The sequence below is a fragment of the Bacteroides sp. ET71 genome (assembly GCF_023336905.1).
In the GTDB taxonomy this organism is placed as follows: domain Bacteria; phylum Bacteroidota; class Bacteroidia; order Bacteroidales; family Bacteroidaceae; genus Bacteroides.
On the sequence record NZ_JAMBLS010000014.1, the window covers coordinates 1 to 26141 of the forward strand.

Below are 26141 nucleotides of genomic sequence, written 5' to 3' on the forward strand. Positions count from 1 at the left end.
CCCCTCCCAACGGGATGCTAAATAGATGATATACCGTGATTCCGATATTTCGTGGTTTTGAAGGTTTTGGTACACTTTTCGGTATGCTTCCCAATCTGCATTACGGAATGAGTCCGGTGCATTCTTTTGATATAAATGTTTGAAATCTGGTAAGATGTCATCAAAACTAAAGCGTGAGAGTAAATATCCGAAAGTCAGATGTTCTCTATCAAGATCAGCCAAACCGTTACGTTGGGCGTATGTGATTTCCCAGAGCAAACCGGCCGCCAGTTCTTGCAGAGTGAGCGTAATACCATTGCTGATTGTTATCTCCATACCCAGAATCTCTGACAAGAAAGGATATCCGCCTATTGCTCGGTAATCGTAATTGTCTCCCTCCTCATACCCTACACAACAGTTTGAACCGGGATATGAGGCATCTTCCCAATGTTCGAATATCAGGATAGAATATTGGGACGTGTCAGCCTCGTGTGTTCGCAGGTCTTGGTATATATCTCGATAAATGTTCCAATCTATTTGTTCAAACAAATCCGGCCTTAGTTTTTGGAATATGGCCTTAAACGCTGGGAGAATGTTATCGAAACTTAACCGGGATGACAAGGACTTAAAAGTATTTTGCTCCATAATATGTGGTATTTGTTGTTCTTATTATTTTTGTTGTTCTTATTATTTTTGTTGTCCGCGAAGCCATTCCCAGAATTCCTGCTCGCAGCGTATAATTTTTTCTGTTTCTTTCCAATGTGAGTATGTCATTTCTGAAAAACAAGCACAAAACACATCTGCCCATGTAGCCAAAGGAAACATCATCCACCCTTCTTTCTCCCTCATCAGCACGGGCATGTCAAGAGTTTCGCTCCAGGGAGTGGAGTTGATTAACATATCTTCTAAATCTTGGTGTACATATTCTTTCTTTTCTGCGTGAAAACATTCACAATGGGTATAGCCGCCTTCACAAACAATGCGACTGGAGCCATCATAATGAAAATCATTCCGTGATCGCATATCGTCGAACGCAGCTTTATACTTCGTCCAAGAATGATTTATACTTATAGGATATCCTCCCTTTTTCATCTTGGCTTTTACACCGCTCCATGTCATACAACGCATATAATAAGTAAGTGGAAGACATATCAGCTGGAGCGGAGTTTCCATGATTGTATCGCACATCCCGCCTTTATTAAGCTTTAACAGTTCGGTAAGAGGAGCAAGCTGTTCAGTATAAGCGGTGTTCTTCATACAAACCATAGACAGCGCAGCATATCGCGGATGCCAATCTACATGACGTAATCCAGGATTATCGGAACAGTCTAATTGGGTAAGACGATAATTCTTCCAGATATTCAATGTTCTCAATCTGTTTCCCCGGCAAACCAGACGTTCCAGTCTCGGATTATTCGAGACATTCAAATATCGCAAACCTTGGTTTACGCAATATAGGTCAAGGAGTATCGGACATTGTGTGACATCCAATACTTTAAGTACACAGGTTTCACAGTTATAATGCAAGGCAGTAAGCGTGTGTGTTTCATTACTCTTTAAATGAATATGCCACTTCCCCGCTTTCTCATAAGAATGCGTCAGGTGGATTTCTCCACCTTTTTCATTGTTCACCTTTTTTACATAGCCATCGCCCCAATCTATCGTAAAAGCACAATCATTGTAGCTGGTGAACGAAAAGGAACAAATGGCATCTTTCTTATTTGCAACAACCGTCATGATTACCTCGTCCTTTTGCTTATAAAGCACTTTCTTTAAGCGACGGAACGAGCGACGGGCGTAGAGAATTTTTTCATTGCGTTCTTCATACTCGGAAGAGTTGATAAGTAGGCCATCTATGTAGTGGCGGTAACAATCCAATGCTTTCCACAAATCTTTTTTTGTGCCAAGACCCTGTTCATACATTCGCCCCATGTTGAAATGATCTTCCGCTTCTTCATAATATTGGAACGCTTTTTCCATATCGGGTGTGGTACCTTCGCCTCGCTCGTACATTTCACCGAGATTATATACTGCGTCTCCCGCCAAATAGCATTCCAAAGCCTTCTTGTATTCCTTGCGTTCATAATAGATGTCTCCGGCCCAGCAAGCAGACAAGCCTTTCGTTTTCATTCCGATATCCGTCAACATATTCAGTGCTTCTGAGTTGCCGTTCTTGGCCAGATCAGATAATAAACGAAGAGCATCTTTCCCAGAATACTTCTTTTCCTTCTCACATTCCGCCTCGTGGTCTAACAATAACTGGAACCAGTCTGCATGCAACAATTCATATTCGTCTATCTCTATGTCATAATAGGGTTTATGTTCAGGAAAGCGCAATTTGGTTTCTATTATTCTGAAAATCGAATCAGCTGCATGCCAGCTTCCTTTCTCTGCCCAATCATAAAATATACCCACGATTTTATCTTTTATTTCTTTAGGCACATGGCGCGAATGGAGCAGATTACTTGCTTGCAGCGTCAAAAAGCTATCATCCCCGGCATCCAATGCCTGCATGTACAAAGACAACGCCCGTTCCAAGTCGCTTTTCAGGGCGAAAGATGGCGATTGATTGATGATTCTCCCTACTTGGGAAGAATCGCAAGAAAACGGAATATACCACCCGGCAAGTTCCACTATTGCCTTTAAGTGTCCTTGCTTAGCAGCTTCCTCGTACCAATAAATCATTTGATTGGCATCAGGGTAATCTTCCGGGCACACCGCTTGTTGTTTTTCCTTGTTCATCCAGTAGGCAACGTCTTCCAACACAAAACGCGCTCCTGTATAAGTCATTTTTTTGTAAAACAGTTTTCCCATCTTATATTGCGCATCCGCATTTCCCTTACGGGCGACGGGCTCCAATAATCTTATGGCCTCGTCGTATTGCCTATTGCTTACTAGTTCGTTCAATTGCTTTTGCAGGCATTTGCTTACCACATTGTTTCTCTTTTCCATATTTTTCTGATTTTAGTTGCACATTGAGAAAAATAAGACCTCATCTTTCCATCTGTCATGATGCAAAGATGAGGTCTGGTTGCGCCAAAGTGGTTCACAAGTTATTCTTTTTTCAATAATTGGTCGATGTTTTCTTTGATGTCGGCAAGGATGGCATGATAATTATCCCAATGGGCTTTATCTGATATTGTAGAGTTGGGATGGTGGGTTTTGTAAGCCAACTCCACTTCCTTGATTGGCAATTTGGTCACATCGTGTACAGATAGGGAGGCTAACGGTAACGGTTCGCCATCCATGGTAAAGTTTTCCTGAATATATCTATAATACGTATTCTCACCTGGTCCTGTGAAGAAGATTAGAATGTTTGGTTTAAGAATCTCGATTTCTTTAGGAATGACATGAAAATATTCATGTTCAATCTCATGTACTGAAGCATCGACTGGTCCACCGCCCGACTTTGTAATGGCTGACATTTTGGAGATATTGTTCCAAATCATTGAGATGGTTTTACCTGGATAAGATTTTCCCATCTCTTCCATTAGACATGAAAGAATTCCATTTATGGAGAATTTAAATAACCGGCTTCTTAGCTTGTCTTGGTCAAAGTATCCACCGTTCTTGTGCGTTACATAATTATCATCCAAGAATTTTTCATATGTATACATCAGGTCACCCACATCTGGAGTTTTCATGTCCTCATCCCATTTCTCCCACATATAAGGTTCCTGACCGAAAAACATTATTCTAATGTCTGCGTCAGTATACCAAGCTTCATTTTCAGGATTTTCTTCTACATCCAATTTATTTTCTTCACGCTTTTTTTCAATGTCAGCTATTCGTAATGCAGAAATCAAGAAGGGGCATTGCAGTTGGTCTCTCAATCCGTTGGTTTTCAATTGTTCTATTAAGCCGCCCCACTTACGTTTGTAGAGTTCGGTTAATTGTTCTGATAGTGTTTCCATACTCAATAAGTTTTATAAAGTTCCTACAAATATACCTTTTAGTTGTTAGTTTACCAATATTACTCTGTTTTATTGTTACTCCCACCACTCCCTCATCTTGTAAAGACGTATCCGGTAATACAGCCGCTCCATTTTGCGGACATATATTTTCTTGCCATAATAGAGCTTGTCGGGAAGACCGTCTTTTTCATCACTTGGTGTAGGCGCTTCTTCATAAGCGTCCACTAGGGCGGAAGAAACTATATCCCCTACATTTCTGATATTCATCCGATCAATTTGCTGTCGGGAGATGTGCAAATCATCATCCTTGATATATTTCAATAGACTGATACAAGTGTCTATCCAACGATTGAAGCCGAAGTTGCCGTTCTCGTCCGCTATCAGGGAATGTGAGAAATAAGCCCTCATGCAACGTAGTTTGGCATACTCCAAGGCATACAGATATTGCCAGTCATATTGCGGGTCATGAGCAGCGTGTTCCACCAATTCGTCAATGAGAGGTTGCAGGTGTTCTTTCTTCCACTCGTTGAAACACTTGCGGTGATACCACAATCCACGTTCATAACTTGCGGTAAGCATTTTTTCGAAGCTTCTTTCTCCTTCTTCCGTAGGCTTATGCCCGTTGCTGTAGCTGTACGTGTTCCATTCAGCAAATAGTGTTACCCATTGTTCAAACTCCTCGTCGGAATGCAGTTCCTTCGGTATGCGCATTCCTCGTCTTAGCAAGTCCTTTTTCTCTTTTTCAGAAAGATGGGAAACGTCGGCCAGCGGATAGTCATAATTGCCAGGATCCAGTCCTGTCAGTTCTTTGGGGTTATCCATATCATTCTGCAGCTTTAAAGTTATACACAGGCTTTATCACATTCACAATGCTCACCGTTTCGCGGATGTTTCCGATGATTTCATCCTTCGGCTTGTACACCATGGGCGACTCATCTTTGGTCTCTTCCGACAGGCTTTCGCTGTATATGCCCTGCATGGAAGCCCGGTAGTCATCCATGGATATACTCTTGAAGGCCTGGCTCCGGCTCATGATGCGTCCGGCACCGTGTGGGGCGGAACAGTTCCACCCCGCATTACCTTTACCGATGCAAATAAGCGATCCGTCTCGCATGTTTAGCGGGATGATGCACTTTTCCCCCTCATAAGCGGCAATCGCCCCCTTACGGATGATGTTGTCGTCGCCGATGTAGTTATGCACGCTCTCAAATGCCAGTTCATTTTGTTTCAATTCGACATAGCCTTGGGAGATGAAGTAATCCATGATAAGATTGGCAATCAGACTGCGATTCATCTTGGCCCAATGCTGGCAGAGGCGCATGTCATGCAGGTAATCTTCCCGATAAGTGCCTTCCAGATAGGACAAGTCGGGCGGTATCGCGGGTTTGCGCATCTTGAACGAATTATGCAGTTGGCGAATGGCATCCTGCAACTCGTCCTTACGCCCCGCCGCTTTGTATTCGGCAATCATGCGGTTTTGTTCTTCCATCAGTTCCGCCCATCCCGACTGGCATTTCACGGCCAGCTTCTGATAGATCTGCGCCACCTGTTTCCCAAAGTTGCGGCTTCCGGTGTGAACGACAAGATAGGTCATGCCGCATTCATCCTTATCCAGTTCGATGAAATGGTTCCCTCCGCCCAGTGAACCGATGGAGGCGTTCAAGCGTTTAGTTTCCTTCAGCTCGCGATAGCAGCGTAACTGTTTGATGATGTCCTTGGCTTCTCGATATACACCCATATAATTTTGCGGGAGCGGCGCATATCGGTTGTCCCGGTAATTGCGTCCTGACGGGATGTGGTGAAGGATAAACTCGTTGAGAGCATGATAATCTATCTCATTCACGCAGACGAACGGCTGCACAAGAATGCCGCAACCTATGTCAACACCTACGATATTGGGGATAACCTTGTCTCCCAAGTCACCTGTAAAGCCAATGACACAGCCTGCCCCTGCATGAACATCAGGCATGATGCGGATTTTACACTTGCTGAACACATCGATGGACAGCAACTCCTTGATTTGTTCGCTGGCACTGTCCTCGATATTGTCCGTGTAGATTTTTACGTTATAGCCTTCTACGGTTTTCATTTTGTTTTATGAAAGGATACGTATCTTCAGTTGTTTCTTCTCGTCTTCAACCAATTTGTCCCACAGGCGTGAACGTTGCAAAGCGGATGCTGGAATATAATCCTGGTATTTCTCCAGAAACTCCATGCTATACAATTCGTCCCGGTGATAGCAGTCTATGATTTCGTTCCAATCCCAATACTCGGCAAACTGTTCCAAGAGTGCGGAAGTAAGTTCGATGTCGGAGTTTCTTGATAATTCACGCCAATTCCAATATTCCTTGTATTTATCCAGATTCTCCGCCGTAAACAGATGCTCATTGTCCGAACTGGAAAGTTCCTCCCAGTCCACTTTGTTCTTAAACTTCTCAATCATGGATGCAGTCCAAAGGATGTTTCTGTTGCCGGAAATCTCTTTCCACGCCACTTTGTCCTTGTACTTTTCCAGCAGTGGCTCATTCCACGCAAACTCGCTTGACAGTTCTTTCCATGCGGCTTCTTCCAATACCTTAGCCATAAAATCGTTGTTCCAGTTCTTTGTTGCCATACTACTTGTCATTAAAAGGTTTAACATCTATTCTGCTGCAAAGTAAAGAGTCTTAAATGCCAAAACGCGGCATAACATAAAAGAAATGCAGGAAAAGAGAAAAAATTAAGATTGGGCTACGATTTGGCACAGGAGAATACGTAACTTTGTGGCATAACCATAAAATGATAGTAGCATGGCAGCAAATCTTTTGGGACGATATGTCTGGCTGATGGACATTCTGCGAAGACATAAGCGTTTGACGTTTGAGGAAATCAACGAACTTTGGCAGGAAAGCGGACTGAGTTATGGCGAGGAATTGCCTTTGAAGACTTTTCATAACCACAAGAAGGCTATCAAAGACATATTCGATGTATATATAGAATGTGACCGGAAGGATGGATACCGTTATTATATTGATGAGCCGGAACGCATCGAAGGAAACAATCTGCGCAGTTGGCTCATCAGTTCATACGCCACATTGAATCAGATAAAGGCAGACAATAAGTTGGAAGAGCGAATTATTTTTGAAGAAATCCCTTCAGGACAGACTTGGCTGACCTGCATTGCGGATGCCATGCGGCGTAATCGAGTATTAAGCATTACGCACCAAGGTTTTGGCAAGCCGGAACCCAGCACGTTTGAGATTGAACCATACTGCCTGAAAGTTGCGAAGCGTCGTTGGTACGTGGTGGCACGTAGCCCGTACTATTCGGAGCGAAACAAAGAGAAAGGCATTAAGCCTGCTGATGTCTACCGAGTGTATGCTCTCGACCGTATTTCAGACATTCAGGACACGGGCAAGACATTCAAGATGAAAAAGGAATTTGATATTAATCACTATTTTGAAGGATGCTGTGGAGTAATCACTTCAGACGCCCCCATCCAACGTATCGTGCTTTTGGCTTATGGTGGTTTTGCCGACTATCTACGTACTTTACCTCTACACGAATCGCAACGGGAGATAGAGGGTGATGATGAGTCCACACTCTTTGAATACCATCTGAAGCCGACTTTTGACTTCTATCAGTTGGTTCTTGCCCAAGGCGACCAAGTAGAAGTGCTGGAGCCGGAATCCGTGCGCAACGAAATGCGCAATTTTGCAAAAAACATGTTGGACTATTACACTTGGAAAGAGGAGGATAAACCATGCAAGGAATAAATTTCATAGCCATCGATTTTGAGACAGCTACGGGCAAACGTGCTTCCATCTGTGAGGCGGGCATCTGCGTGGTGCGTGACGGAGAGATCGCAGAAACCCGTTCGTGGCTTGTCCGTCCGCAAGGGAACAGCTACAGTTATTGGAACATGCAGATACACGGTATCCGACCGAATGATACCGTCAATTCACCGGAATTCCCGGAAGTGTGGGCGGAAATCTGCGGATACCTTAAAGACATACCAGTGCTTGTGGCCCACAATGCCGCTTTTGACATAGGTTGCATCCGTCATTCGTTAGAACTCTATGGTATGGAGAAGCCTGACATCACTTATTATTGTTCCCTCCGTGCCGCACGCAGACTTTACAACTTCGGTTGCAACAGTCTGGACTATCTCTGTGACCAGTTCAAGATACCTTATGGGCAACACCATCGGGCTGGAGATGATGCGGAGATGTGTGCGAGGTTGTTTCTGACGGAGTTGGAGGATGCAGGGTGCGAATTGGAAGAAATGGGATATTGTGGTGGGAAGCTGTAAATGTAGCACATTTTCGGTAAACAATGTAAGTGCTGTAATCCCGATAAAATAGGAACTATGTATGTCATGTTTTTTATGCTAAATACACGATTTGACCGATTAAACATATTTATATGAAAACGGAATGGACTTTGAAAGAAATATCAGAATGGGTAAAAGATAATTCGAAAGTGAGAATACCTGCTATACAACGAGGGTTGGTATGGAAACCAAATCAGGTAGAATTACTATGGGACTCCATTCTGCGCCAATTCCCTATTGGCGCTTTCATGCTTTCATACAAAGATGAAATGTACGACCTGATAGACGGTCAACAGCGTTGGAACGCCATAGCATCAGGATATAGCACATCGAACGATGGTTGTATCTTATGGATTGACTTAAAACCTGAAAGCGTTTGGAAGGAAGGCAATACTACTAGGAAATATTTCATACGTGTCACCACGAAGGCACATCCCTGGGGCTATGAGGCTGACGATAAATGTAATCCGCTTAAGACGGCACAAAAGAGAGCTGCACTTGAGGAGTTTGGAGTAAACACAGACGACGAATACAAAGGCATAATCAGCCTGACTGAAACTTATCCTATAGAATCAGGGGTGCCCATCCCTCTGTGTTGGATGGTAGCTGCAGGAGAGGAATATAGTGAGGACAAATATGGTTTTGCGGAATACATTATGGATAAAATAGGAGAGAATAAAGTATCCCGAATGTTTAAACTGAAAAATGTGGACGAAATTAATGCTTGTTTGATAGCCAAATACCATGATGTTTTCAAAAGATTGTCGTCCTTTAAAGTCCCGACCATTCGTATAGACCAAGAAACTATCAACAAAGAAAGTGAGAATAAAAGTGGAAATGGAACACTCTCGGACATAGAGATACTTTTCAACCGTATCGGCACCGGTGGTACCCGTATCACCGAACGCGAGTTGATGTATTCAGCGGTAAAAGCTTATTGGCCGGAACTGACGAAAGAGAACGATAGGTTGGCAGCACTCTACATGCCTCCACATACGCTGATATCATTGGCTTTCCAACTTGTGCTTTCCGATACAAACAAAGGACTTGAACGAACACCGGATGTGACGAAAATCAGAAAGTTGGCTGGTAATGATGGCGTACGTAATGCGATAAACAATCTGTACCTTACTGATGGAAATAAATCTGTAATGAGCCGCATACTTTCTTTAGTAGATCAATGGTTGACAGATTGTGATAAGATACCTAAAGTATTAAGAACCACAATTGCCCGTGAGTCGTCCGTAGTTTACTTGTTGCTGATGGCATTTGCCAAGTGGAAAGAAGAGGGACAGATAGATCCGACGTTAAAGGAAGAGGCGCTATTTCGGGCAACGGCTTACTATCTTCATTGGATGGTAGGCGATAAGTTTGGTGTGGCAAATAGTATATACCAGGCTGTAGCAAACAATCCGCTAAACGAATGGGGAACCATTATAAAGCAAGTGTTGTTGGTGTCATGTGTGAAAGGAACCATCACCCCTTTGTTATCGCCAGAAGCATTCAAGGGCTTGTTTACAATTGAGGGAGATAAAAACTGGCGACCTAATGAAAATGGACGTAGCAGTATGCCGTGGTGGCTGCTGTGGGATACCGTATCGTATAACAGAGAAATGTTACTCTACGCGCAACGGGAATATATGTGTAAGAGATTCCCTAATTACGACCCGGCACGGCAAGATTTATGGGAAGACAAAAACAGACCGTGGGATTTCGACCATATCATACCCCAAGATTGGATACATAAGCAATGGAGTAAAAGACAGGCATACACCGATTATTGCGAAGCTTGGAAAGATAACAATGGAAACATGGCTGCCATTCCATTTTGGGTGAATAGAGCAAAAAGTAATGAGGCAAACTGGGATGAGTATGAGCATAATTCTGCAAATCTGCTGGCAGATGAGGAAATAACCAGATTCGGCGAACTGTTTAATGGAATGTTAAATGGTAAAGTAGAGCAAGCAAAGCGCTTCGCAGAAAAGACCTTCACTCGTATGTGCAAGATTTACAATGAAGTATATACTCTGCTTAAACCGGTAGATTTTAGGGTAGGAGAAATTACTTTCACCGAAGAAGGAGGAATAAAGGATCGTAAGGAGAGAATGACGGATATCTGCGACATATTGGTAAATGAGGGTTTTACAGCCGGTATATACTTCCTTTACAATAATATTATGGAGTATCCGCAAGAAAATATTGATGACTGGACTTGGGAGTGGATGTCGTGTGGTTGCATCACCGAAAACAAATATTATGCGGCTTTTACGATGGTACTAAATCAACAAGATGGAAGCATTGTTAACCAAATAGAGATAGGACTGAGACGGTTGCCCAAAACAGCCGAACGCATCGGAGAAGTAACAAATATGCAGTTGCTACAGTTGAAAGGATACGAAACGTACGATCTGTATAAGGATAATTCGTGGTGGCATATCTGTAAAGTAATCAGTATAGATACTGATAATAATGTAATAATCAATGAACTAAGAGAATTAGCAAAATTTGCATCTACTAAGTTGCAATAAGTATTCAATTTGAATAATGATGTCCATCCTTCACCTCTCCGATACCCACAGTCAGCATCGGCGGCTCATAGAGCTGCCCGGTGCTGACATCCTTGTGCATTCAGGTGATTTCACCATGAACGGAAGCGAACAAGAAGCCATTGATTTCATGAATTGGTTTTGCGATCTCCCTTACCCGCACAAGATTTTCATCTGTGGCAATCACGATGCCTGCCTATATGGAGCCAAGATAGACGGGTTGGATAAGAATGTGTATTACCTATGCAATTCCGGCGTAACAATTGATGGCGTTAATTTTTATGGCGTTCCCATGTTTATGGAAGATTGTATCTCTGAACGTCAGAGCCGTAACTATGCCGCCATACCTGCCGACACAGATGTATTAATTACCCATTGTCCGCCCTATGGCATTCTTGATTTTGACGATGAGATAAACTATGGTTCGACAGAACTTCTGGCGAGGGTGGAAGAAATAAAGCCTCGTTTGCATCTGTTTGGCCATATCCATAAACAGCATGGTATAAAGAAAGATGTTTTAACTATTTTCTCAAATGGCGCGATCATGAATGGAGATTACACGAACTTCAACCTTCCGAACCTGATTGAAATCTAATGAAAGTATTGATTATTCAGAAAGGGGTATTTAAGGAAATGGCGGCGAAGTTCAGTCGCTTTTCCGAACTTTGCTTTTTAATTTGCTAACAAGTTGTTGGTAAAGACTGGAGCATGTTAGAGGCAGAAAACCGTCCATATTGGATGGCATCGCACATGACACTTCACGCGACACAATATACAATCAACCCTAATGCCATCGTATAAACGAACAAAAATATCACCAAAACTTTCATCCAGAAGTCAGAGAACCAAACGCCTTCATTTCGCCTAAGGATTTTGCGCATATTGGATTCATGTTCCGTTAACATTTTCGTCTGTTCGGAACGATGATTTTCCAATAGGGTTTTCCATGTCTCAATGGCTTGGTTTAAGAGTTGTTGAAGCTGGGCAAGATGTTCAGACTTTATAGTTGCCTTGAACTGTGTGTTTTGCTCTGCTTTTACAATCGCATTGCAAATACCGTTAATGATATTGCCGAAACTATCAATAGCAGTTTTCAATATCATTGCAGCATCACGCTCTGCTTTAATAGCGTCTTGAAGGTCTTGATGGATTTTCAACAATGCCTCTTTTGCTTCACGGATTTCTGTGAGCCGCTTGTCTGCATCCTGCTTTTCAGCCTCTAATTCATGATTGCTTTCAACCTTTTTCAACATATCATCAACGTCTATTGATGGAGTAATTTTTGATTTGCCAATTCCCATGATTCTTGCCTTTTGATTGTTAATTTATCTGTGAAGTCCTTTCCTGCGCTTGCACATGCTGTTTGCCATTCTTGCACAGCGGCGTGCCCATTCAAGATCATCCTCATCTTTATCCCGTCCCCAGCTACTTGTGTCAGAACTACCACCGCCACTTGACGCCGCCATACTTGTGGCAGCATCCAAATACCCAGCAAAGAGCAAAAGGGCCGTGTGCTGTATTTCTTCAATCTTAGCCAACGGATGTGCTTCCTCCAAAGAACAATTCTGCCGAATGATAGTATCAGCGGCTTCGGATACCTCGATATGGAAACTGTGATATTCGTCTGTCGCTATATCGTAATGCTTCATAACAGGCTGCGAAGCAGTCGAAGGTTGTATAACAGGAGTCGTGTCTACTATCCATGTTTGTTGGGGAACAGGCTTTGCCGGATCGGATTTCCTTTCCTGCGGATGTAGTTTTGCCCAAGTAGCTTCAATCTTTGATGGAGTCAGGTTTCGCCCGATACCCAACATGGATGACTTGTAAATGGAGTTGCCACGCTTGATAGAATAGCCATAAATTCCGCCACCGTCTTTTTCTTGCAGGTGCACTTTATAGCCCCGTTTCACCAGTTCCATTTCATACCTCTGCCAACTGAATTCATCCATCGTGCGGAGTATCTCCATGCAACTGTCTGAGATTTCTTGTCTATGACGTATGCCTATTTCTTCAGATTGTACCCAGCCTCGTCTCTCGTTGATGATATTCGCAGCCATGACAGCCCTCTCACCAATCTTATGGCTATCATTGACTTTACCGTTCATGTCCACACGGTTAGCGTCAATGTGCAAGTGGAGAATGCCACTTTTGGAATCACGATGCAGGGCGACTATGTATTGCGAGCCTTTGAGGTTGACCTGCTTTGAAGAAGCCCGTTTGGTTTTGCCAGAGAGGTCAATGGAATCAAACACGCGGATGAACTCGTTTGATAAACGTTCCCAATCATCCATCGTCCAATCCCGACTTTCTTCTTCGGATGGGGAAATCTCAATTCTTATCACATTTCTACTAAGAGGCCTGCCTTTGTTGATATTCTCAGCAAACTTTTTCTGTACGAGCATCATCCGTCCATACATTGCTTCCGGCGAAATATCATCGGGCAAGAAGTTGGCTTTGACTATATCCGCTTTCTCCTTGTTGACGGAATATCTTATGGCATTTGCGCCATGCGATATGGTGGAGGCTTTTGCTATCATAATAGGTGAGGGAATTTATTCAGTAAGGTAATTTTCTATCTGGCTCCAACGATTGATAAGCTGAGTAGCGGCCCTCATCCATTGTTCCACAAATCGGGTATCGCTGAAATACATAGCCCGTTTGTCCGCTTGGATGGATTTCACGGCTGCCGCGATGCGAATAAGGTCACCCCTTGCATCCGTCAGACTACACAGGGCTTCCACTTCATGGTCAGACAACCGTTGCCGTGGATGTTGCCCCAAGGCGGTACGCCGCACATACTCGCTCATGGATAAGCCGCAGGTTTTGGCAAGTTCTGCCGCTTGAGCATATTCCTGTTCTGTCACCCTGGCTTCAAGCCGCAGGGTGCGTCTTGTGACTTTTTTCTCGTTTTCTTCATCAATTTCTTTGTCGGTATTCTTTTTCTTCTTCATACTCTGTTATGCTATGGGTAAAACATCAATTCAAAAAGGGTCAGCACGGTGGGAGCTTGCGACTGCCGGAATATGCCTATGTAGTACGAATAAGCGAAGCGAATTTGTGCGACATAGGAACTTCTTGCAATACTGCATACAACAGCTTCGGACACACCAACTTTCTGGTACAGCTATATCTGGTTATCAACCGGAATATCTCTTCCGAAATCTTCCGTTGCCGCAGTCTGTGGGGAAACTGAAACAGAAGGGAAAGAAGAGGGAGAAGGCTGTTTGCCTTCATCTGATATAGCAGACATACTCTCCTTATCATCTTGCCGGTCTTTCAGTCGGACATAGAAAGGATTGTCTATGCGGTTTCCGTTCTGCATCCATGCCGATATACATTTCAGCGTATGGATGCTTGTCCGATTACTCTGTGTAGATGCGACAATTTCCAACTGGTTCATCTTGTCAAGCACACGGGATATGGTCTTTTTGTCATAGCCCAACTTGTTGGCCAAATCCACTTCTGAAAGAACAGCTTGCCCCACTTGCAAGGTTGTGGAGAAACCTTTTATGGTGTACTCGGTTTCTTTTAATACGGCTGCTTCAATCAGTTGGTGTAGAATCTTCATGCGGTCAATGCCGTATTTGCTCCCTGCCAGATACATAAGCTGCTCCGCCGAAAGCACTATACAATAATTCAAGTCTGTTTTCATCATCTGTCTGTTTGAAGATATTTTATAAATGGTGCAGCCAAAAGAGAAAGTCAGCGGTGTATTCCACATCCTCTCTCCGGCATATAATACTCCCTGTCGTACGCAATATGGTCAAGTACGTCTTGCAGCCTGGCAAGTTGGCGACTATCCAATACACGGATGGCGGTAATAGTGATGTTCTGCGAAGCGATACGTCGATGTTCGCGGTTCCTCTCTGACATGCTGCCGTCCCCATCTGCATAGACGCTCCGCAGATAATCGTTCACAGCTTCGGTCTGTGCTTTGCTTGGATATGCCGCAGGGTAACGGCCTTGAATATACTCCACCATGTGGCAGACCGCGTTTGCCAGTAACGGTTCATGCTCTTGCAGTTGTTTGATAAGTTCTTCCTTTCTCATGTTTTCAATTATTTTGTCCCATGTCCCAGGTGTTTCTTATAACTTTCTCTTTTATCTGTCTTTGGTTTTCATCCTTTTTTAGGGGGAAAAGAGGGACAAAGGGACAGATATTCTTTTTTTCCCTTAGTTTGAGATTTAAAATGGTAGCTCCTGTTCACTTGGTAATGAAGTACAGACTTCTTCGTTTGGTGCGTCCACTCTCACCCACGGATGCTTTGCTCGTCCGGTCTTGTCACAATAGGCAGGATGCAACCCTTTGACTTTTTCCTGATCACTCCGTTTCCAATTAGGAATCATGGACATCAGGCGATTGATATATTGTGATGTGTATTTGGCAGGATTGCGTCTGACCAAGTCATTAGGCATTTCCTCTATAATCTGCCGGGCACAAACCATGTTGAGTGTGGTCATTGTTGAGTTTGGTTCTGAGTATGCTCCCTTTTGATAAGCCTGTCGGATCGGAATGGTCCAACTTGCATATTGGACGGGAATCTCACGCTCCAAATACATTTCCAGATCTTCTATGATGGGGTCAACAAGGATGTTGGAATGTTGTACCTGCACTTCATTGGCTTGAATTTCCATATCGGGTGTCAAATAAAGTTTCATTCCTTGCCGATAATAGGCGTATGCTTCTGCCCAAAGCTGAGGAACAACACGTTGTAGCGCATCCAGCCATTCTGAAACATGGCCATTACCTTTTACCGGAATTATCCACCAGCGGCGGTTTCCGTTATCCCCTTGCAGGAAGTTTGTCTCATTGGTAGTAGCCGCAAAGACATTGTGCCGCATAAACTCCACAACCTTATGTCCGTATGCCGGGCGCATATAGTCGCTGCAACGGCTCAGGAAAGCTTTGGCTGCCTCTGCATCATTCGCCCGTTTCAAACCATTCAGTTCACTGATTTCAATAATCCAGCCATTGGTTATGGTTTCTACCTTTTCCTTGTCACCACTGGCAAAAGAGAATGAATCGTTGAACCACTTTCCACTGATGGTTTTGAAAAAGGTGCTTTTCCCGATACCTTGCGGACCAGGCAAAGTCAGTACGTTGTCAAACTTGCAACCAGGGGTAAAAACCCGGGCAACAGCCGCCACGAACCATAGTTTTGTCTGTTCCCTGATAAGCGGCATGTCCTCCGCTCCCAAATAATCAATGAGGGTTGTGGCTATACGAGGCTGTCCGTCCCATGTCTCTTGGGTGATGAAATCCTGTACAGGGTTAAAACTCCGTTCTGAAGAGGTCGTTTTTAGCATTTCAAATACCTTATTCTGTGTCAGATGTAATCTGTATGTCCTTTCCAAATAGTCTTGTATCTTTCCTGCCGATTCTTCATCAATCTTGTTGCCATTGACATTGCGAAACAAAGGGCTGAAACATACATCGTCCTGACAAAAGGTATCATATCTTATCTGACTAAGATTCTCATCCAAAGTGAAAATAAGTCGGAGGTTGCTGATGGAACGGGCTGGATTTCCATAGCTGTCTGTTACCAAATCTTTTTTCCAATTATCGTCCATATTATTGTTCCTTAATATGGATACCACCTGATTCCTTTGCTAAAGACAATGCAAGGTCTGCGTCCACAATGATTTTTCGTCCTATCTGCGTAATAGCCTTATCTATGATACCGCTCTTCTTAATGCGGTTTGCCGTGGGTACGCTGCATCCGAACACACGGGCAATACCCTCTATACCATAATAGTTGCCTTTGGAGGCCATTGGAGATGTGGGCTTCTCGGCGGATTCTACACTTTTTGTAATGAGAAAGCAAAGCTCCTCGCCAGTCATCATGGCGATAGGTTTTTGAAGTAATTGGTTAAAATTGAATCTTTCTTCCATACCTTTACTTGTTTAGTTATTAGATACTTTAAGTTTCGGCTCAACTCTGTGAAACCGATTTCACAAGCAAAAGTAGTTTATGAAACTCTGCGTATTGGTCGGTTTATTTATAGCTTAATTTTACCGACCGAATGACAACAGATGTTTGCAGTAAAAAAACGAATAGCTAGATTTCCCAACTACCCGTTATTGATGAAAAAGTCCGTCCATCGGTCTATTATTCGTTTTGCCTTGACGAAGCTGTTCCCTCTTTGAGGCAAGTCTAAAACCATATCCTTGATTTCGCCATATCGCTTCTGTGGTATATCGTGTCCGTAATGCCGTTGAGAGAACTGTTCTATGGCACGATGGAATGCCATGTACTTTGTAGACGCTTTTATTCTGCCCGCTTTCGCCAATGATTTCAACAGATAGGCAAGGCTTATGTCCTCGGTATTCTCTTCAAGGAATAAACAGATTCCTTGCTTGATGCGTTCCTTGTCCCCAATGAGGATATCATCCAATGATTGCATAACCTTTTTGTTCCCACGTCTACCTTTGACTTTTCGCAAGGCAAATATAACTTCCTTCCATATTTCAGGGTTACACTTCTCTACAGTATCTTCCCAATCCGCTTTGGTTTCTGTGCCCATCTCTATACTTCCATTGACAAGCATGGTAATGCATGACTTTACCAAAAGCATATCACCATGGTCAACCTCTTCACTGTTCAGCAGATGGTCAAGTAACTTAGCCATACGTGAAAGACCGTGGTCAAATACCACGAAATAGTACACGCAATAAGCCAAGTCTTCTTTCTTTTCCATCACACGGTCATAGAGGTTAGCCATAAATCCACCAATAAACACCGCATGGGAGAGGAAAACAATTTGAGAGATATAGGCCAGGAACTGATAGACCATTTTTCTTTCCAGTTTACTCAACAGATAACAACCTTTGCTGTTTTTCATAAGTACATCCAATTGCTCTATCAAATAGGATCTCGTTTCCTGCGGTAAGCGGTTCCAAATTTCAATAGGTGTTCCGGAATGAACCATCAATAATTCTGACTTTGGGGATGTGAGCAGCTCTACCGTACCCGTTTTTACATTGATACCTATCCATAACCGTTTGTTGGTGATACATTGGGCAATAATATCTGTATACTTGCCAGCCCATTGCTGATTGGCTATATGCTGTACATCTTTACCGTTTATGAAATCAGAAAGCCAGTTATATAGTAACAAGGCTTCTGGCGGTGTACACTCCCGCATCATCCGGTATATATCCATTAGAATAGATAAGTACCCTTTGCCTATAGCATCCATGCGTTTACAGAAATCGGCATACGATTCTTCATTGACTGATTTCCATGCACGGATAGCCATATCTGCAGTGTCCTTTCTCTTGGAATAGGATTTTATCCTTTCTATGAAATTTTTCATTGTCTTATGGTATTAAGGTTGTCTGAACAGTTTGAGCAATTCTTCTGTGGACATGCTTGCCAACTTTGCCAACAGAGCATCCCTTTCAGAAGTATTACCCAGGTTTAGCAGCTTTGAATTGTTCTGCATCTGAATGTCGAGAGGATAATGCTCGATGTAGATTTGAGTGATAGCATGATCAGAGGATGCGTGCCCCATGCTTTCAGAAATATAATCCATGTCTACTCCGGCATTATGCAGGTTGGTGGCAAATGAGTGTCGGCACCAAGTCCCGGACGGACAGATGGACTTATCCCAATTTAGAGCTTCATGGCATATCCTAATAATACGATCTTTTACGTTTGAGTTTTCCTGCATGGTATATTTGCGGCGCAACTCTTCCGTTTCTGCCCCTTTTAATATATGAGGAAAAACAAGCCCACCCCGAGTCGGAGGTGCCGCCACTTCATCTAACACATATTGTAAAGGGGGGATAATGGGAACGATAACTTCAGAACCGTCAGCGCTTCTTCGGGAAGTTTTCTTTCGGTTGAAACGAAAAGCCTTGCCATCTGTCTGATAATAATAACTGTCATAAGTCAATCGCCCTGCATCTGCCATGTTGAAGCCATTGCACAGGTACTGGGCAAGAAACAATCCCAATGAGTAGTGGGCACGTTTGGTATATTCTTCCGACCAATGTTCGGGATATTTCTTTGAGACAAAAAGGTTATATAGCTCCGTCATCTGGCAGACATTCAGAAAGCTCTGTTTGCGCTTTGCACTCTTGGGTATGCTCACAAGCCCTTTCTCCTTCTTGTTAGAAAAAGGATAAGGAACATCTTTGAGATAGCCTTCATGTATACACCTGTTCCATACAGCACGGCAACAACGGAGATAAATCCCGGCGGTAGTATCGCTGATTTTCCCGACTATCGCCCCATTCTCGTCTTTTACTCCATCATGCATTCCGTCTTTCCACTTCTGAATTTCTGCAGCACTGATGCAGAATCCTCTAATCATATTGCTTCCGAGAATTTTTCTGAATGATTTGAGTGCGCATTCGTAGCTCTCTGCTGTGGTAAAACGTGCGCCACCATCGTCTGTCCGTAATTCATGGATGATTTGTTCCCATACACCAACAAAGGTTTGTACCTTGGTCGTATCTTCTTTGAATGGCATCACTCCCTCACCCATGATACATTGGCGTACCATTTCAAATGTCAGAATGCCACCTTTATTCAGGTTCATCAGAATTTCTTTGTATTTGGGGGCAAAGCTATCTTTCCACTCTTTTTGAAGTTTGTAATTCTCGCTCTTGCATTTAGTCGCATTACAGATGTCTGAGAACTTTCTTTCAGTGAAAGAACTTCCGACAATAAGATAAAAGAATTTGCGGTCTATCGTGAAACGGAGAGATAATGGAAACTCGCACGCGTTTTTCCTGCGAGTACGTGAATCCAACACGACAGAAACAGAACAGTTCCGTTCCTTGAAAAGCGACAGGGACTTTGTCAGTTTTTCCATTGCATTCATTGTTTATGTTCAACATAACCTCTGAATACAGACGCTTTGCAATGTGAGGCATACATATACAAAACACTGCATATAACCACAGAGTCCCTATCCTTTAGGCGGATAAAAACATCGTTGTTATATGCAGCGGTGCAATCTCGTTGTCTTCTGTCGCTGACTGGTAACCGGGCTTATGCTAATCGGTCTCAACCCCTGAAGCAACTCTCGCGTTTCGTTTGTCATAGAGAACCCTCCGACTGGCACTCCCTCTACGCATTGATTCATCGGAATGGGATAACCCTCCCACGGCGGTTAGGCAAACTCACTTTTCTTTTTCAAGAAAGAGCACCACCAAGGTCATGGCTTGCCACAAATGCATTACGCGATACAAAAGTACGATATTATTCTATAAATCAAGGTATAAATGGAATATATTTGAGCTTATTTAACCGCCAAGTAGAGTCATATTAACAGAATATCTTAATGAATTATGTTATAGAATGGCATGGGATTTCATAGAAATTCTATGGGTAAACCGAGCCAACTCAAACCGTTTGTTTACGCATTGTTTACGCAGACAAAGAAAAAAGCACTTGCGATTTCTCGTAAGTGCCTGATTCTTAACGTGGACCAGCCAGGGCTTGAACCTGGGACCTCCAGATTATGAGGCTATCAGAACATTTGCTTGAAACTACTGTATGTCAGTCGGTTAATACTCTCTTGAAAAGCCAATAGAACAACTATTGACCAACATTGGCTTGTACTTATACTATGCCAATAAATGCACTTATTAGTGCTAAAGTTTCTTGCTTCTGTTTCATAAATCACTCTATTGTTAAATAGTTATGTATTGTACTCATCATCGAATTGACTAATAACTATGGGTCTTTTGCAAATATTACGCCCAGCAGAAATACAAGGATTATACAAATCGCAGCAGCTTTTCTTTCATTTCTATATGAAAAATAGAATCCCAATATCATCAGAATCCATATAGATATACCAATACCTGTAGGCACCATTTCATTTGGATGTTATTTTGCACTTTTCAAAATCTATAATCCATTCATTTTCTACTAAAAAGCGAGTACCAATCACACCATGTATTTGTATTCCAGATTCATTCTCTATACTTTTTATGGCATCAGAGACACTCAAAATCAAGAAACTGCCAGTAAAAGTTTCATTCTCGAAGTTAAATGTGGCTTGAACAAGTGGAGCTTCATATGTAGCCCCATCAATGGACATTACAGAGCCTTGGTCATCTATATGTCTGAAACTGTTTTTGAACAAGCCATACACAAAGTTGAACAAAATGTTTTCTGTGGCACCTGTATCAATCATGAAACATAAGTTTCTCACATTGCCACCATCATCTTTGCAAGTTACAATGAAAAGGGGCAAACCAGTTTTGCTTAACCCCCAGCTTAAAGGAAATTCCATATGAATCAATCTTTTTCTAATGTTATTTTTACTTGGATTCACTGTTATTATAGATACCAAATTTTTTGGTCAAATTCTCTATATCAAATTTTATGCACCTATGGTCTTTATTAGCATAAATTGTTGTACTACCATATTTAATGCGTGATATATTATCATAGATAGCAGGAAGTATTTCACGCCCTTGGGTATCTATCATTCCCCATTTTTGAATGACCTCTTCACCTATTTTTTCTTCTATGATAACTCTAATTAACCCATACTCAACATCGCCAATCCACTTATATTGAATAGGAGTAATCCGTTTGCCAGTAGGAGTAATCAACCCCTTAAATTGTTTGCTAGAGGCTCTCAAAAGGCTGCCGTAATAGCTGAGGTCATTATACTCTCCAAAAGGTACTGTTGTTTTCTTTGTCATAATTTCAATAATACCTTTCTGCCGTTCTGAATTCATTACTATTGCATATTGCGTGTCAATAAGTGATATACTTTGATACTCTCCCATCAACATTTCAATACCATTGGCATTTAGTATTCCCCATTTACCTTCTTTACATACCGTAATCAAAGAGTCAGATGAAGAAAACTCTCCAATAAACTCATCGTATTGCAGAGGAATAACTACGTCTGCAAAACTATTGATAAAGCCTATCTTACCATCCTGTACAACAGGATACAAATATGAGGGAATCTTTTCCAAGATTTCTTTTGTTGTAAAAAGTCCTATTCCTGTTTTATTTAGGTAACTAATACGCCCTTCTATGTACCAAGATTCACTGATTCTGCCCTTAAGTTCACCACCTGAATGAATTGTTATTGAAAGGTCTGGAGTTTGATTGAATCTTTTCATAAAGCTATCCAAAAACTAGAAAAAAGAAATGTTCTATTCCAATTATAAGCACATTTATACTCACGGTAAAACCATTTTATGAATTAATCAGTATTCCATCTTGCATCCAAATCACCTTCATAAGCATCTGCCAATCCACTTTCAACATCCTCTCTACTCCATCCCCCATAATAAGCTTGTTCATCTCCATAAGGGTCACTCCAGTTATCAGCATTATCTGTTCTGGAATATCCTTTCTTTTTAAGTGTTACTGTAGCAATTGGTAATGTTGATTTTCCGATGTCTCCTTTTTCCATCCATAAAGGGAATATCTTGCCACTGCTATTCGTAACAATAGCAATTACTGGTTCTTTAGGAATTCCAATAGCTGCAGCTAACCCGATATTACAGCCATAAGTAAAATACAACTGATTAGTATTAGGCACTGTTCTGACAAATAATTTTTCGCAATTCACCAAATTCTTAAATTCTTCTATTGAGCATATCTTTAAGTATTTCAGGCCATCAAAAATGGTTTTATTGGCTAATTGGTGAAGATTCAATATCTGTATTTCATCACCTATAAATGCTTTAATTGAGAAAATATATTCTTCTTTTATAGTCCAAATCTTATCATATTTCAATGGAACAACGATATTTCCTAATGTATCAATGATGCCCCAATGATTATCCAATACACGTGCATAACCACAAACGAATTGGGGGTCACACCAAGAATATTCTCCAAAAGGAACCACCTGTTTATTGTTTGTATTAACATAAGCATATTGATATTGGTCATTTCTGACCAAGGATAAACCACAACTGAAAGGTTGCATTTCTGTATATTGGGGAACAATGATAACCTCTCCACTTCGATTCTTTGCTCCAAACAAACCATTTTCCTGAAAAATGATATAGTCCCTGTCCATCTGATATTCCTTTTGTAGCCATACCACAAAAAGAAAGGTGCAGGCTTAACCTTGAATGTCATTCTGAAGGTATCGCCAAACACCTATATCCATACAAACAAGGAAAGCCCACACCTTATGGTATGAGCATTCACTTACCTGCTATTGATGGATATATTCTTACAAATTGGCGATTTTTCAGAACTCATCAAGCAAGAAGCAAACACTTCTTTTTCTAATATGTCTTGGTTAAACTTTTATTTCATTAGCCATTCATTTAATTGTTCATGCTACAAAGTTACTACTTTTCGGCAAGTAACAATCATCTGAACACTAATTTTTCAGTTCAACTTCAACACATCAGATACCATAGGTATGGGCTATGCCTTAATGACATACAAAAGTACTTTTATTCCTTGTTTCTCATGCGGACAAATGCAAATAATCATGCCAAGACTTTCATAAATGCAATGCAGTAAAAGCCCCAACCTATAATAAGTCGGGGCTAAACAACACTAAACTACAAATATGGAACTGTTACCAGTCCAATATCTGCGCCATAACATAGAGGCTTATGACAAACATGACTATTCCTCCTGCAATATTCAATAATATGTCCATTTCTTCAAATGATAAATTGTTCGACATAGTCAATATTTACATAGCTATTATGCTCCAGAAGGAAATATTTTAGTAAGGTGGTAAAGAATACCTTTCCAGATTATTCACTTCCTGACCACAATAGCCACTAGTAAACAACAGGCGTATTCACTTTTCTATAATAAAATAAAAGAAGTGAATACAAACTCATTCTGCTGCATAGTCTGTATATTTCAATTATATAATATGTGACTTAGTGCGCTAATGTCGATTTTTTGTTTTCTTTCTTCTAAGGAATAGAACCAGTTTTTTCGACACTGCAAAATTTCCTACCATAATGGATAAGAAAGACTATGCCACTATTTTCCTACTTCCTAAGGAGACAGCCATGCTAACTGATAAACCAGGTATACTCATTTTCTCCATAGAGGGCTTTATTCAGCCCCTCAGCAAGTTGTGTGGCATTATAAGCCCTGTCTAAGAAGTTATCAATGTAGCTGCTCTTATTGGCTCCTGTAAGCAGGTTATACACATTCCACATGCTGATTTCATTTCCACGCTCTATTACTGAGAAATTGCCATCATTGTAGAATGACTTGGCTACAAGACCTATCTGGGTATCTGTCATAAGCATCTGGGGAAGCCTTTTCTTCTGTTCCACAGGCAAATATTGATACAGCCTGCTTTTCCCAAGAAATTGTGCAAACTGATGTTCTGTCATATAGCTGTCTTTGAAAGCACCCATATAGTAAAGGTGTTTGGCTGCATTGTAGTCTTGAAAAAGCTGCATGGCAGCATTGAACAAACCATGTATATTCATCACCTTTAGTTCTGACTTGTAGCCATCAGTACTGATACACATATTGCAGCATACCATGTTCTTGAAGCCTATGAAAAGTTTGAATTTCTCCATGCCTTTCTTGCTGTAGAGGTTCTCATGGTTGTATGCCCTTACACCACCAATAGTGAGGTTTAGCCTGTTACCTGCAATATCCTCATGGATGGTGGGTATCTCAAAACAGAACATCATCCTTTCATAATAGATGGTTTTGTCAGTTTCCAACAAATCTTTTACTGGCTTGTGGATGGCTTCTGGGGTTCTTCCCTTGATTACATGGCTTACCCTTATGGCTGGTTCTTCTATAGTTTCATGGGGAAATACCCTGTTGGCAGCTTCCCAGACTGATTCTATAAAAACAGGATGGCTGATGGTTATCTCATTGTCTTTACTGAATACAGGAACTACACAGTCATTCTTCAAATGTTCAATAGTGACCTCTTTTGTATTGGCTTCAATAAAAGGCAGTTTTACATCACTTCCTCTGGAGCCTGTGATTTCAGGTTCCAAGATTTCCACTTCCTCATATTGAGGTTGGGGGATTGGCATGATTTGCCTGTTAATTCTGTGCACAGGCTGTAGTTGCATTGCTTCCATATCTTACGAAATTAGGTGAATAATTAATAGATTGATTATTTGTCTTTTGCTCTTGAAGAAAGGCTTTCTTCTGCATGAAATCTGAGGTAAGCTGCTGATACCATTCTGGATATTGATGATAGATGGAAGTCAGTTCTTCAATGGATTTACTGTTGTTTATCTTGCTTCTTATCATCTCAACAGTTACTCCATCATTACACCAATCAAGGATAATTTGTCCTGTAGTTGGGGTAATCATGAAGTCAGGTTTATTAATGAAAAGGTTTGTTCTGTCCTTAGACACCACACACTGATGCTTCATATTGATGTCAAAAACTATGGTAAATTCATAGTCTATTCCATCCCTCATAACAGCTTTCAATCCTACTTTCTCAGGCACCATTTTACCATTCTTCTCATTGAGGACATAATCCTGCTTGCATCTCATGGTGCAGATGATATGTCTTTCACTTTGCAATATCTTCTGCATGAAGGCATTCATCCTTGGAGTAATCTTCTGCCAATTGGTGAATGAGTTTCCTTGCAGGTTGGCATGGTATTCCAACAAATTATCCCAGCATTGGGAAATGGAATCAATGATAATTACCTCCATGCCTGCATTTTCACAGATACCAATGGCTTCCATGTAGGTTTCAGGAGTAAAGTTCTCCAGAAGAGGCAACACATTATAATCCCCCAAATGTGCATAGAGGTCTGCACTCCCATTTTCAGAATCAATGACTGCAATTTTAGTCCAGTCACTGCAAAGTCCATAAGCCAGCAATAAGGCTGAGTAGGTCTTTCCACTTCCTGCACAGCCTTGCAAGGCTAATTTGATTTTAGCCTGCTTCTTGGATGATTTTCTTAAATTCATCATAACTATACCATTTATTAAGTTAAACTCGCTGATAAACAAAAAAAGTGGCAAGCCTCAGCCTGCCACTTTTCTGATTCTTACTGACTGCCTTAGAGAGTAGCCAGTGTAGGTGCCCCATTATCCCCTTTCTGATGAAGCATGTAGAACATATCACCTGTATCAGGCGAACATACTTGTGAGATAACAGGATTAGTGATTTCACCATGGATGAATTTCTCACTTACTGCCCCTGTCTCAAAGCCATACACAAAGAAGCATTTACCTGTGTGGGGATTCTGCTTCACTTCAATCTTGTTCACACTCATTTTGGACTTGAATTCTTCTACAGTCATAGTCTCCAGAAATTTCAGCTTTTCCATATCTGTAATATTTAGTTGTTGCGGAGGGGAATATCCCACTCTAAAGTAAGGGGAGGGAGGGAAAAGTGAGTTACTGGGTGCTTGTGGTTATAAAGACGACTGAAAAAAATAAAATAATTTTAGTTAGAAATGACTTAGGGAGTAAA

At 41.7% G+C, this 26141-nt stretch carries 24 protein-coding genes and 1 pseudogene; 4 read left to right on the forward strand and 21 right to left on the reverse strand.

Features of this window, described 5'->3' with window-relative positions; all coding sequences use genetic code 11:
* The 6 genes and pseudogenes from M3090_RS08870 to M3090_RS08895 all read right to left on the reverse strand — a co-directional run.
* Positions 1–315: pseudogene (locus M3090_RS08870) on the reverse strand (hypothetical protein); the annotation flags it as partial.
* Between the two features lie 351 nt (positions 316–666).
* Positions 667–2931 (reverse strand): tetratricopeptide repeat protein, encoded by a 2265-nt coding sequence (locus tag M3090_RS08875; RefSeq protein ID WP_249055342.1) that lies wholly within the window; start codon positions 2929–2931, stop codon positions 667–669.
* Between the two features lie 101 nt (positions 2932–3032).
* Complete coding sequence (locus M3090_RS08880) at positions 3033–3893, reverse strand: hypothetical protein (RefSeq protein ID WP_249055345.1); 861 nt, start codon at positions 3891–3893, stop codon at positions 3033–3035.
* A 75-nt stretch (positions 3894–3968) separates the two neighbouring features.
* Positions 3969–4715, reverse strand: coding sequence for a hypothetical protein (locus tag M3090_RS08885; protein ID WP_249055347.1), 747 nt, complete (start codon positions 4713–4715; stop codon positions 3969–3971).
* Position 4716: 1 nt separating this feature from the next.
* Complete coding sequence (locus M3090_RS08890; RefSeq protein WP_249055349.1) at positions 4717–5982, reverse strand: RtcB family protein; 1266 nt, start codon at positions 5980–5982, stop codon at positions 4717–4719.
* 6 nt (positions 5983–5988) lie between these two features.
* Complete coding sequence (locus M3090_RS08895; RefSeq protein ID WP_249055351.1) at positions 5989–6507, reverse strand: hypothetical protein; 519 nt, start codon at positions 6505–6507, stop codon at positions 5989–5991.
* A 175-nt stretch (positions 6508–6682) separates the two neighbouring features.
* On the opposite strand from M3090_RS08895, the gene M3090_RS08900 reads away from it, so the two are divergent.
* From M3090_RS08900 to M3090_RS08915, 4 genes are all read left to right on the forward strand, one after another.
* Positions 6683–7648: a helix-turn-helix transcriptional regulator gene (locus M3090_RS08900; protein WP_249055353.1), complete on the forward strand. Its 966-nt coding sequence runs from the start codon at positions 6683–6685 to the stop codon at positions 7646–7648.
* Positions 7636–8184, forward strand: a complete 549-nt coding sequence (locus M3090_RS08905) for a 3'-5' exonuclease (protein ID WP_249055355.1) — start codon at positions 7636–7638, stop codon at positions 8182–8184. Before M3090_RS08900 ends, M3090_RS08905 begins: the two co-directional genes overlap by 13 nt.
* A gap of 113 nt (positions 8185–8297) precedes the next feature.
* The gene (locus M3090_RS08910) at positions 8298–10733 is read left to right on the forward strand and encodes a DUF262 domain-containing protein (protein ID WP_249055357.1); all 2436 of its coding nucleotides are present in this window, start codon (positions 8298–8300) and stop codon (positions 10731–10733) included.
* Positions 10734–10752: 19 nt separating this feature from the next.
* Positions 10753–11346, forward strand: a complete 594-nt coding sequence (locus M3090_RS08915; protein WP_249055468.1) for a metallophosphatase domain-containing protein — start codon at positions 10753–10755, stop codon at positions 11344–11346.
* Between the two features lie 163 nt (positions 11347–11509).
* On the opposite strand, the gene M3090_RS08920 is transcribed toward M3090_RS08915, so the two are convergent.
* The 15 genes from M3090_RS08920 to M3090_RS08990 all read right to left on the reverse strand — a co-directional run bounded on the left by M3090_RS08920 (position 11510) and on the right by M3090_RS08990 (position 25995).
* Entirely contained in the window at positions 11510–12052 is a 543-nt protein-coding gene (locus tag M3090_RS08920; RefSeq protein ID WP_249055359.1) for a hypothetical protein, read from the reverse strand.
* Positions 12053–12076: 24 nt separating this feature from the next.
* Positions 12077–13288: a relaxase/mobilization nuclease domain-containing protein gene (locus M3090_RS08925; RefSeq protein ID WP_249055361.1), complete on the reverse strand. Its 1212-nt coding sequence runs from the start codon at positions 13286–13288 to the stop codon at positions 12077–12079.
* Positions 13289–13303: 15 nt separating this feature from the next.
* A complete protein-coding gene (locus tag M3090_RS08930; protein ID WP_022383669.1) occupies positions 13304–13702 on the reverse strand; it encodes a plasmid mobilization protein in 399 nt (132 codons plus the stop codon).
* Between the two features lie 173 nt (positions 13703–13875).
* The gene (locus M3090_RS08935) at positions 13876–14403 is read right to left on the reverse strand and encodes a hypothetical protein (protein WP_022383670.1); all 528 of its coding nucleotides are present in this window, start codon (positions 14401–14403) and stop codon (positions 13876–13878) included.
* 50 nt (positions 14404–14453) lie between these two features.
* The gene (locus M3090_RS08940) at positions 14454–14801 is read right to left on the reverse strand and encodes a hypothetical protein (RefSeq protein WP_249055363.1); all 348 of its coding nucleotides are present in this window, start codon (positions 14799–14801) and stop codon (positions 14454–14456) included.
* 135 nt (positions 14802–14936) lie between these two features.
* Entirely contained in the window at positions 14937–16322 is a 1386-nt protein-coding gene (locus M3090_RS08945) for a virulence-associated E family protein (protein ID WP_249055365.1), read from the reverse strand.
* A gap of 1 nt (position 16323) precedes the next feature.
* Positions 16324–16644 carry a DUF3853 family protein gene (locus M3090_RS08950; RefSeq protein ID WP_018712127.1) on the reverse strand — a complete coding sequence of 107 codons (321 nt, stop codon included), beginning with the start codon at positions 16642–16644 and terminating at the stop codon, positions 16324–16326.
* 179 nt (positions 16645–16823) lie between these two features.
* Positions 16824–18068 (reverse strand): DUF6043 family protein, encoded by a 1245-nt coding sequence (locus M3090_RS08955; RefSeq protein ID WP_249055367.1) that lies wholly within the window; start codon positions 18066–18068, stop codon positions 16824–16826.
* A 12-nt stretch (positions 18069–18080) separates the two neighbouring features.
* Entirely contained in the window at positions 18081–19574 is a 1494-nt protein-coding gene (locus tag M3090_RS08960) for a tyrosine-type recombinase/integrase (protein ID WP_249055370.1), read from the reverse strand.
* A gap of 1011 nt (positions 19575–20585) precedes the next feature.
* Positions 20586–21005 (reverse strand): hypothetical protein, encoded by a 420-nt coding sequence (locus tag M3090_RS08965; RefSeq protein WP_249055373.1) that lies wholly within the window; start codon positions 21003–21005, stop codon positions 20586–20588.
* Between the two features lie 28 nt (positions 21006–21033).
* Entirely contained in the window at positions 21034–21855 is an 822-nt protein-coding gene (locus tag M3090_RS08970) for a WG repeat-containing protein (RefSeq protein WP_249055375.1), read from the reverse strand.
* 83 nt (positions 21856–21938) lie between these two features.
* Positions 21939–22766, reverse strand: coding sequence for a WG repeat-containing protein (locus M3090_RS08975; RefSeq protein WP_249055379.1), 828 nt, complete (start codon positions 22764–22766; stop codon positions 21939–21941).
* Positions 22767–23736: 970 nt separating this feature from the next.
* Positions 23737–24780 carry a DUF3871 family protein gene (locus tag M3090_RS08980; RefSeq protein WP_249055382.1) on the reverse strand — a complete coding sequence of 348 codons (1044 nt, stop codon included), beginning with the start codon at positions 24778–24780 and terminating at the stop codon, positions 23737–23739.
* Entirely contained in the window at positions 24743–25636 is an 894-nt protein-coding gene (locus tag M3090_RS08985) for an AAA family ATPase (protein WP_249055384.1), read from the reverse strand. Before M3090_RS08985 ends, M3090_RS08980 begins: the two co-directional genes overlap by 38 nt.
* A gap of 89 nt (positions 25637–25725) precedes the next feature.
* Positions 25726–25995, reverse strand: a complete 270-nt coding sequence (locus tag M3090_RS08990) for a hypothetical protein (protein ID WP_249055386.1) — start codon at positions 25993–25995, stop codon at positions 25726–25728.
* Positions 25996–26141: the final 146 nt, after the last annotated feature.

Bases quoted from the DNA above. Each gene is read 5' to 3' on its own strand.
- M3090_RS08875 (WP_249055342.1), bottom strand. From the start codon at position 2,931: ATGGAAAAGAGAAACAATGTGGTAAGCAAATGCCTGCAAAAGCAATTG.
- M3090_RS08880 (WP_249055345.1), bottom strand. From the start codon at position 3,893: ATGGAAACACTATCAGAACAATTAACCGAACTCTACAAACGTAAGTGG.
- M3090_RS08885 (WP_249055347.1), bottom strand. From the start codon at position 4,715: ATGGATAACCCCAAAGAACTGACAGGACTGGATCCTGGCAATTATGAC.
- M3090_RS08890 (WP_249055349.1), bottom strand. From the start codon at position 5,982: ATGAAAACCGTAGAAGGCTATAACGTAAAAATCTACACGGACAATATC.
- M3090_RS08895 (WP_249055351.1), bottom strand. From the start codon at position 6,507: ATGGCAACAAAGAACTGGAACAACGATTTTATGGCTAAGGTATTGGAA.
- M3090_RS08900 (WP_249055353.1), top strand. From the start codon at position 6,683: ATGGCAGCAAATCTTTTGGGACGATATGTCTGGCTGATGGACATTCTG.
- M3090_RS08905 (WP_249055355.1), top strand. From the start codon at position 7,636: ATGCAAGGAATAAATTTCATAGCCATCGATTTTGAGACAGCTACGGGC.
- M3090_RS08910 (WP_249055357.1), top strand. From the start codon at position 8,298: ATGAAAACGGAATGGACTTTGAAAGAAATATCAGAATGGGTAAAAGAT.
- M3090_RS08915 (WP_249055468.1), top strand. From the start codon at position 10,753: ATGTCCATCCTTCACCTCTCCGATACCCACAGTCAGCATCGGCGGCTC.
- M3090_RS08920 (WP_249055359.1), bottom strand. From the start codon at position 12,052: ATGGGAATTGGCAAATCAAAAATTACTCCATCAATAGACGTTGATGAT.
- M3090_RS08925 (WP_249055361.1), bottom strand. From the start codon at position 13,288: ATGATAGCAAAAGCCTCCACCATATCGCATGGCGCAAATGCCATAAGA.
- M3090_RS08930 (WP_022383669.1), bottom strand. From the start codon at position 13,702: ATGAAGAAGAAAAAGAATACCGACAAAGAAATTGATGAAGAAAACGAG.
- M3090_RS08935 (WP_022383670.1), bottom strand. From the start codon at position 14,403: ATGAAAACAGACTTGAATTATTGTATAGTGCTTTCGGCGGAGCAGCTT.
- M3090_RS08940 (WP_249055363.1), bottom strand. From the start codon at position 14,801: ATGAGAAAGGAAGAACTTATCAAACAACTGCAAGAGCATGAACCGTTA.
- M3090_RS08945 (WP_249055365.1), bottom strand. From the start codon at position 16,322: ATGGACGATAATTGGAAAAAAGATTTGGTAACAGACAGCTATGGAAAT.
- M3090_RS08950 (WP_018712127.1), bottom strand. From the start codon at position 16,644: ATGGAAGAAAGATTCAATTTTAACCAATTACTTCAAAAACCTATCGCC.
- M3090_RS08955 (WP_249055367.1), bottom strand. From the start codon at position 18,068: ATGAAAAATTTCATAGAAAGGATAAAATCCTATTCCAAGAGAAAGGAC.
- M3090_RS08960 (WP_249055370.1), bottom strand. From the start codon at position 19,574: ATGGAAAAACTGACAAAGTCCCTGTCGCTTTTCAAGGAACGGAACTGT.
- M3090_RS08965 (WP_249055373.1), bottom strand. From the start codon at position 21,005: ATGGAATTTCCTTTAAGCTGGGGGTTAAGCAAAACTGGTTTGCCCCTT.
- M3090_RS08970 (WP_249055375.1), bottom strand. From the start codon at position 21,855: ATGAAAAGATTCAATCAAACTCCAGACCTTTCAATAACAATTCATTCA.
- M3090_RS08975 (WP_249055379.1), bottom strand. From the start codon at position 22,766: ATGGACAGGGACTATATCATTTTTCAGGAAAATGGTTTGTTTGGAGCA.
- M3090_RS08980 (WP_249055382.1), bottom strand. From the start codon at position 24,780: ATGGAAGCAATGCAACTACAGCCTGTGCACAGAATTAACAGGCAAATC.
- M3090_RS08985 (WP_249055384.1), bottom strand. From the start codon at position 25,636: ATGATGAATTTAAGAAAATCATCCAAGAAGCAGGCTAAAATCAAATTA.
- M3090_RS08990 (WP_249055386.1), bottom strand. From the start codon at position 25,995: ATGGAAAAGCTGAAATTTCTGGAGACTATGACTGTAGAAGAATTCAAG.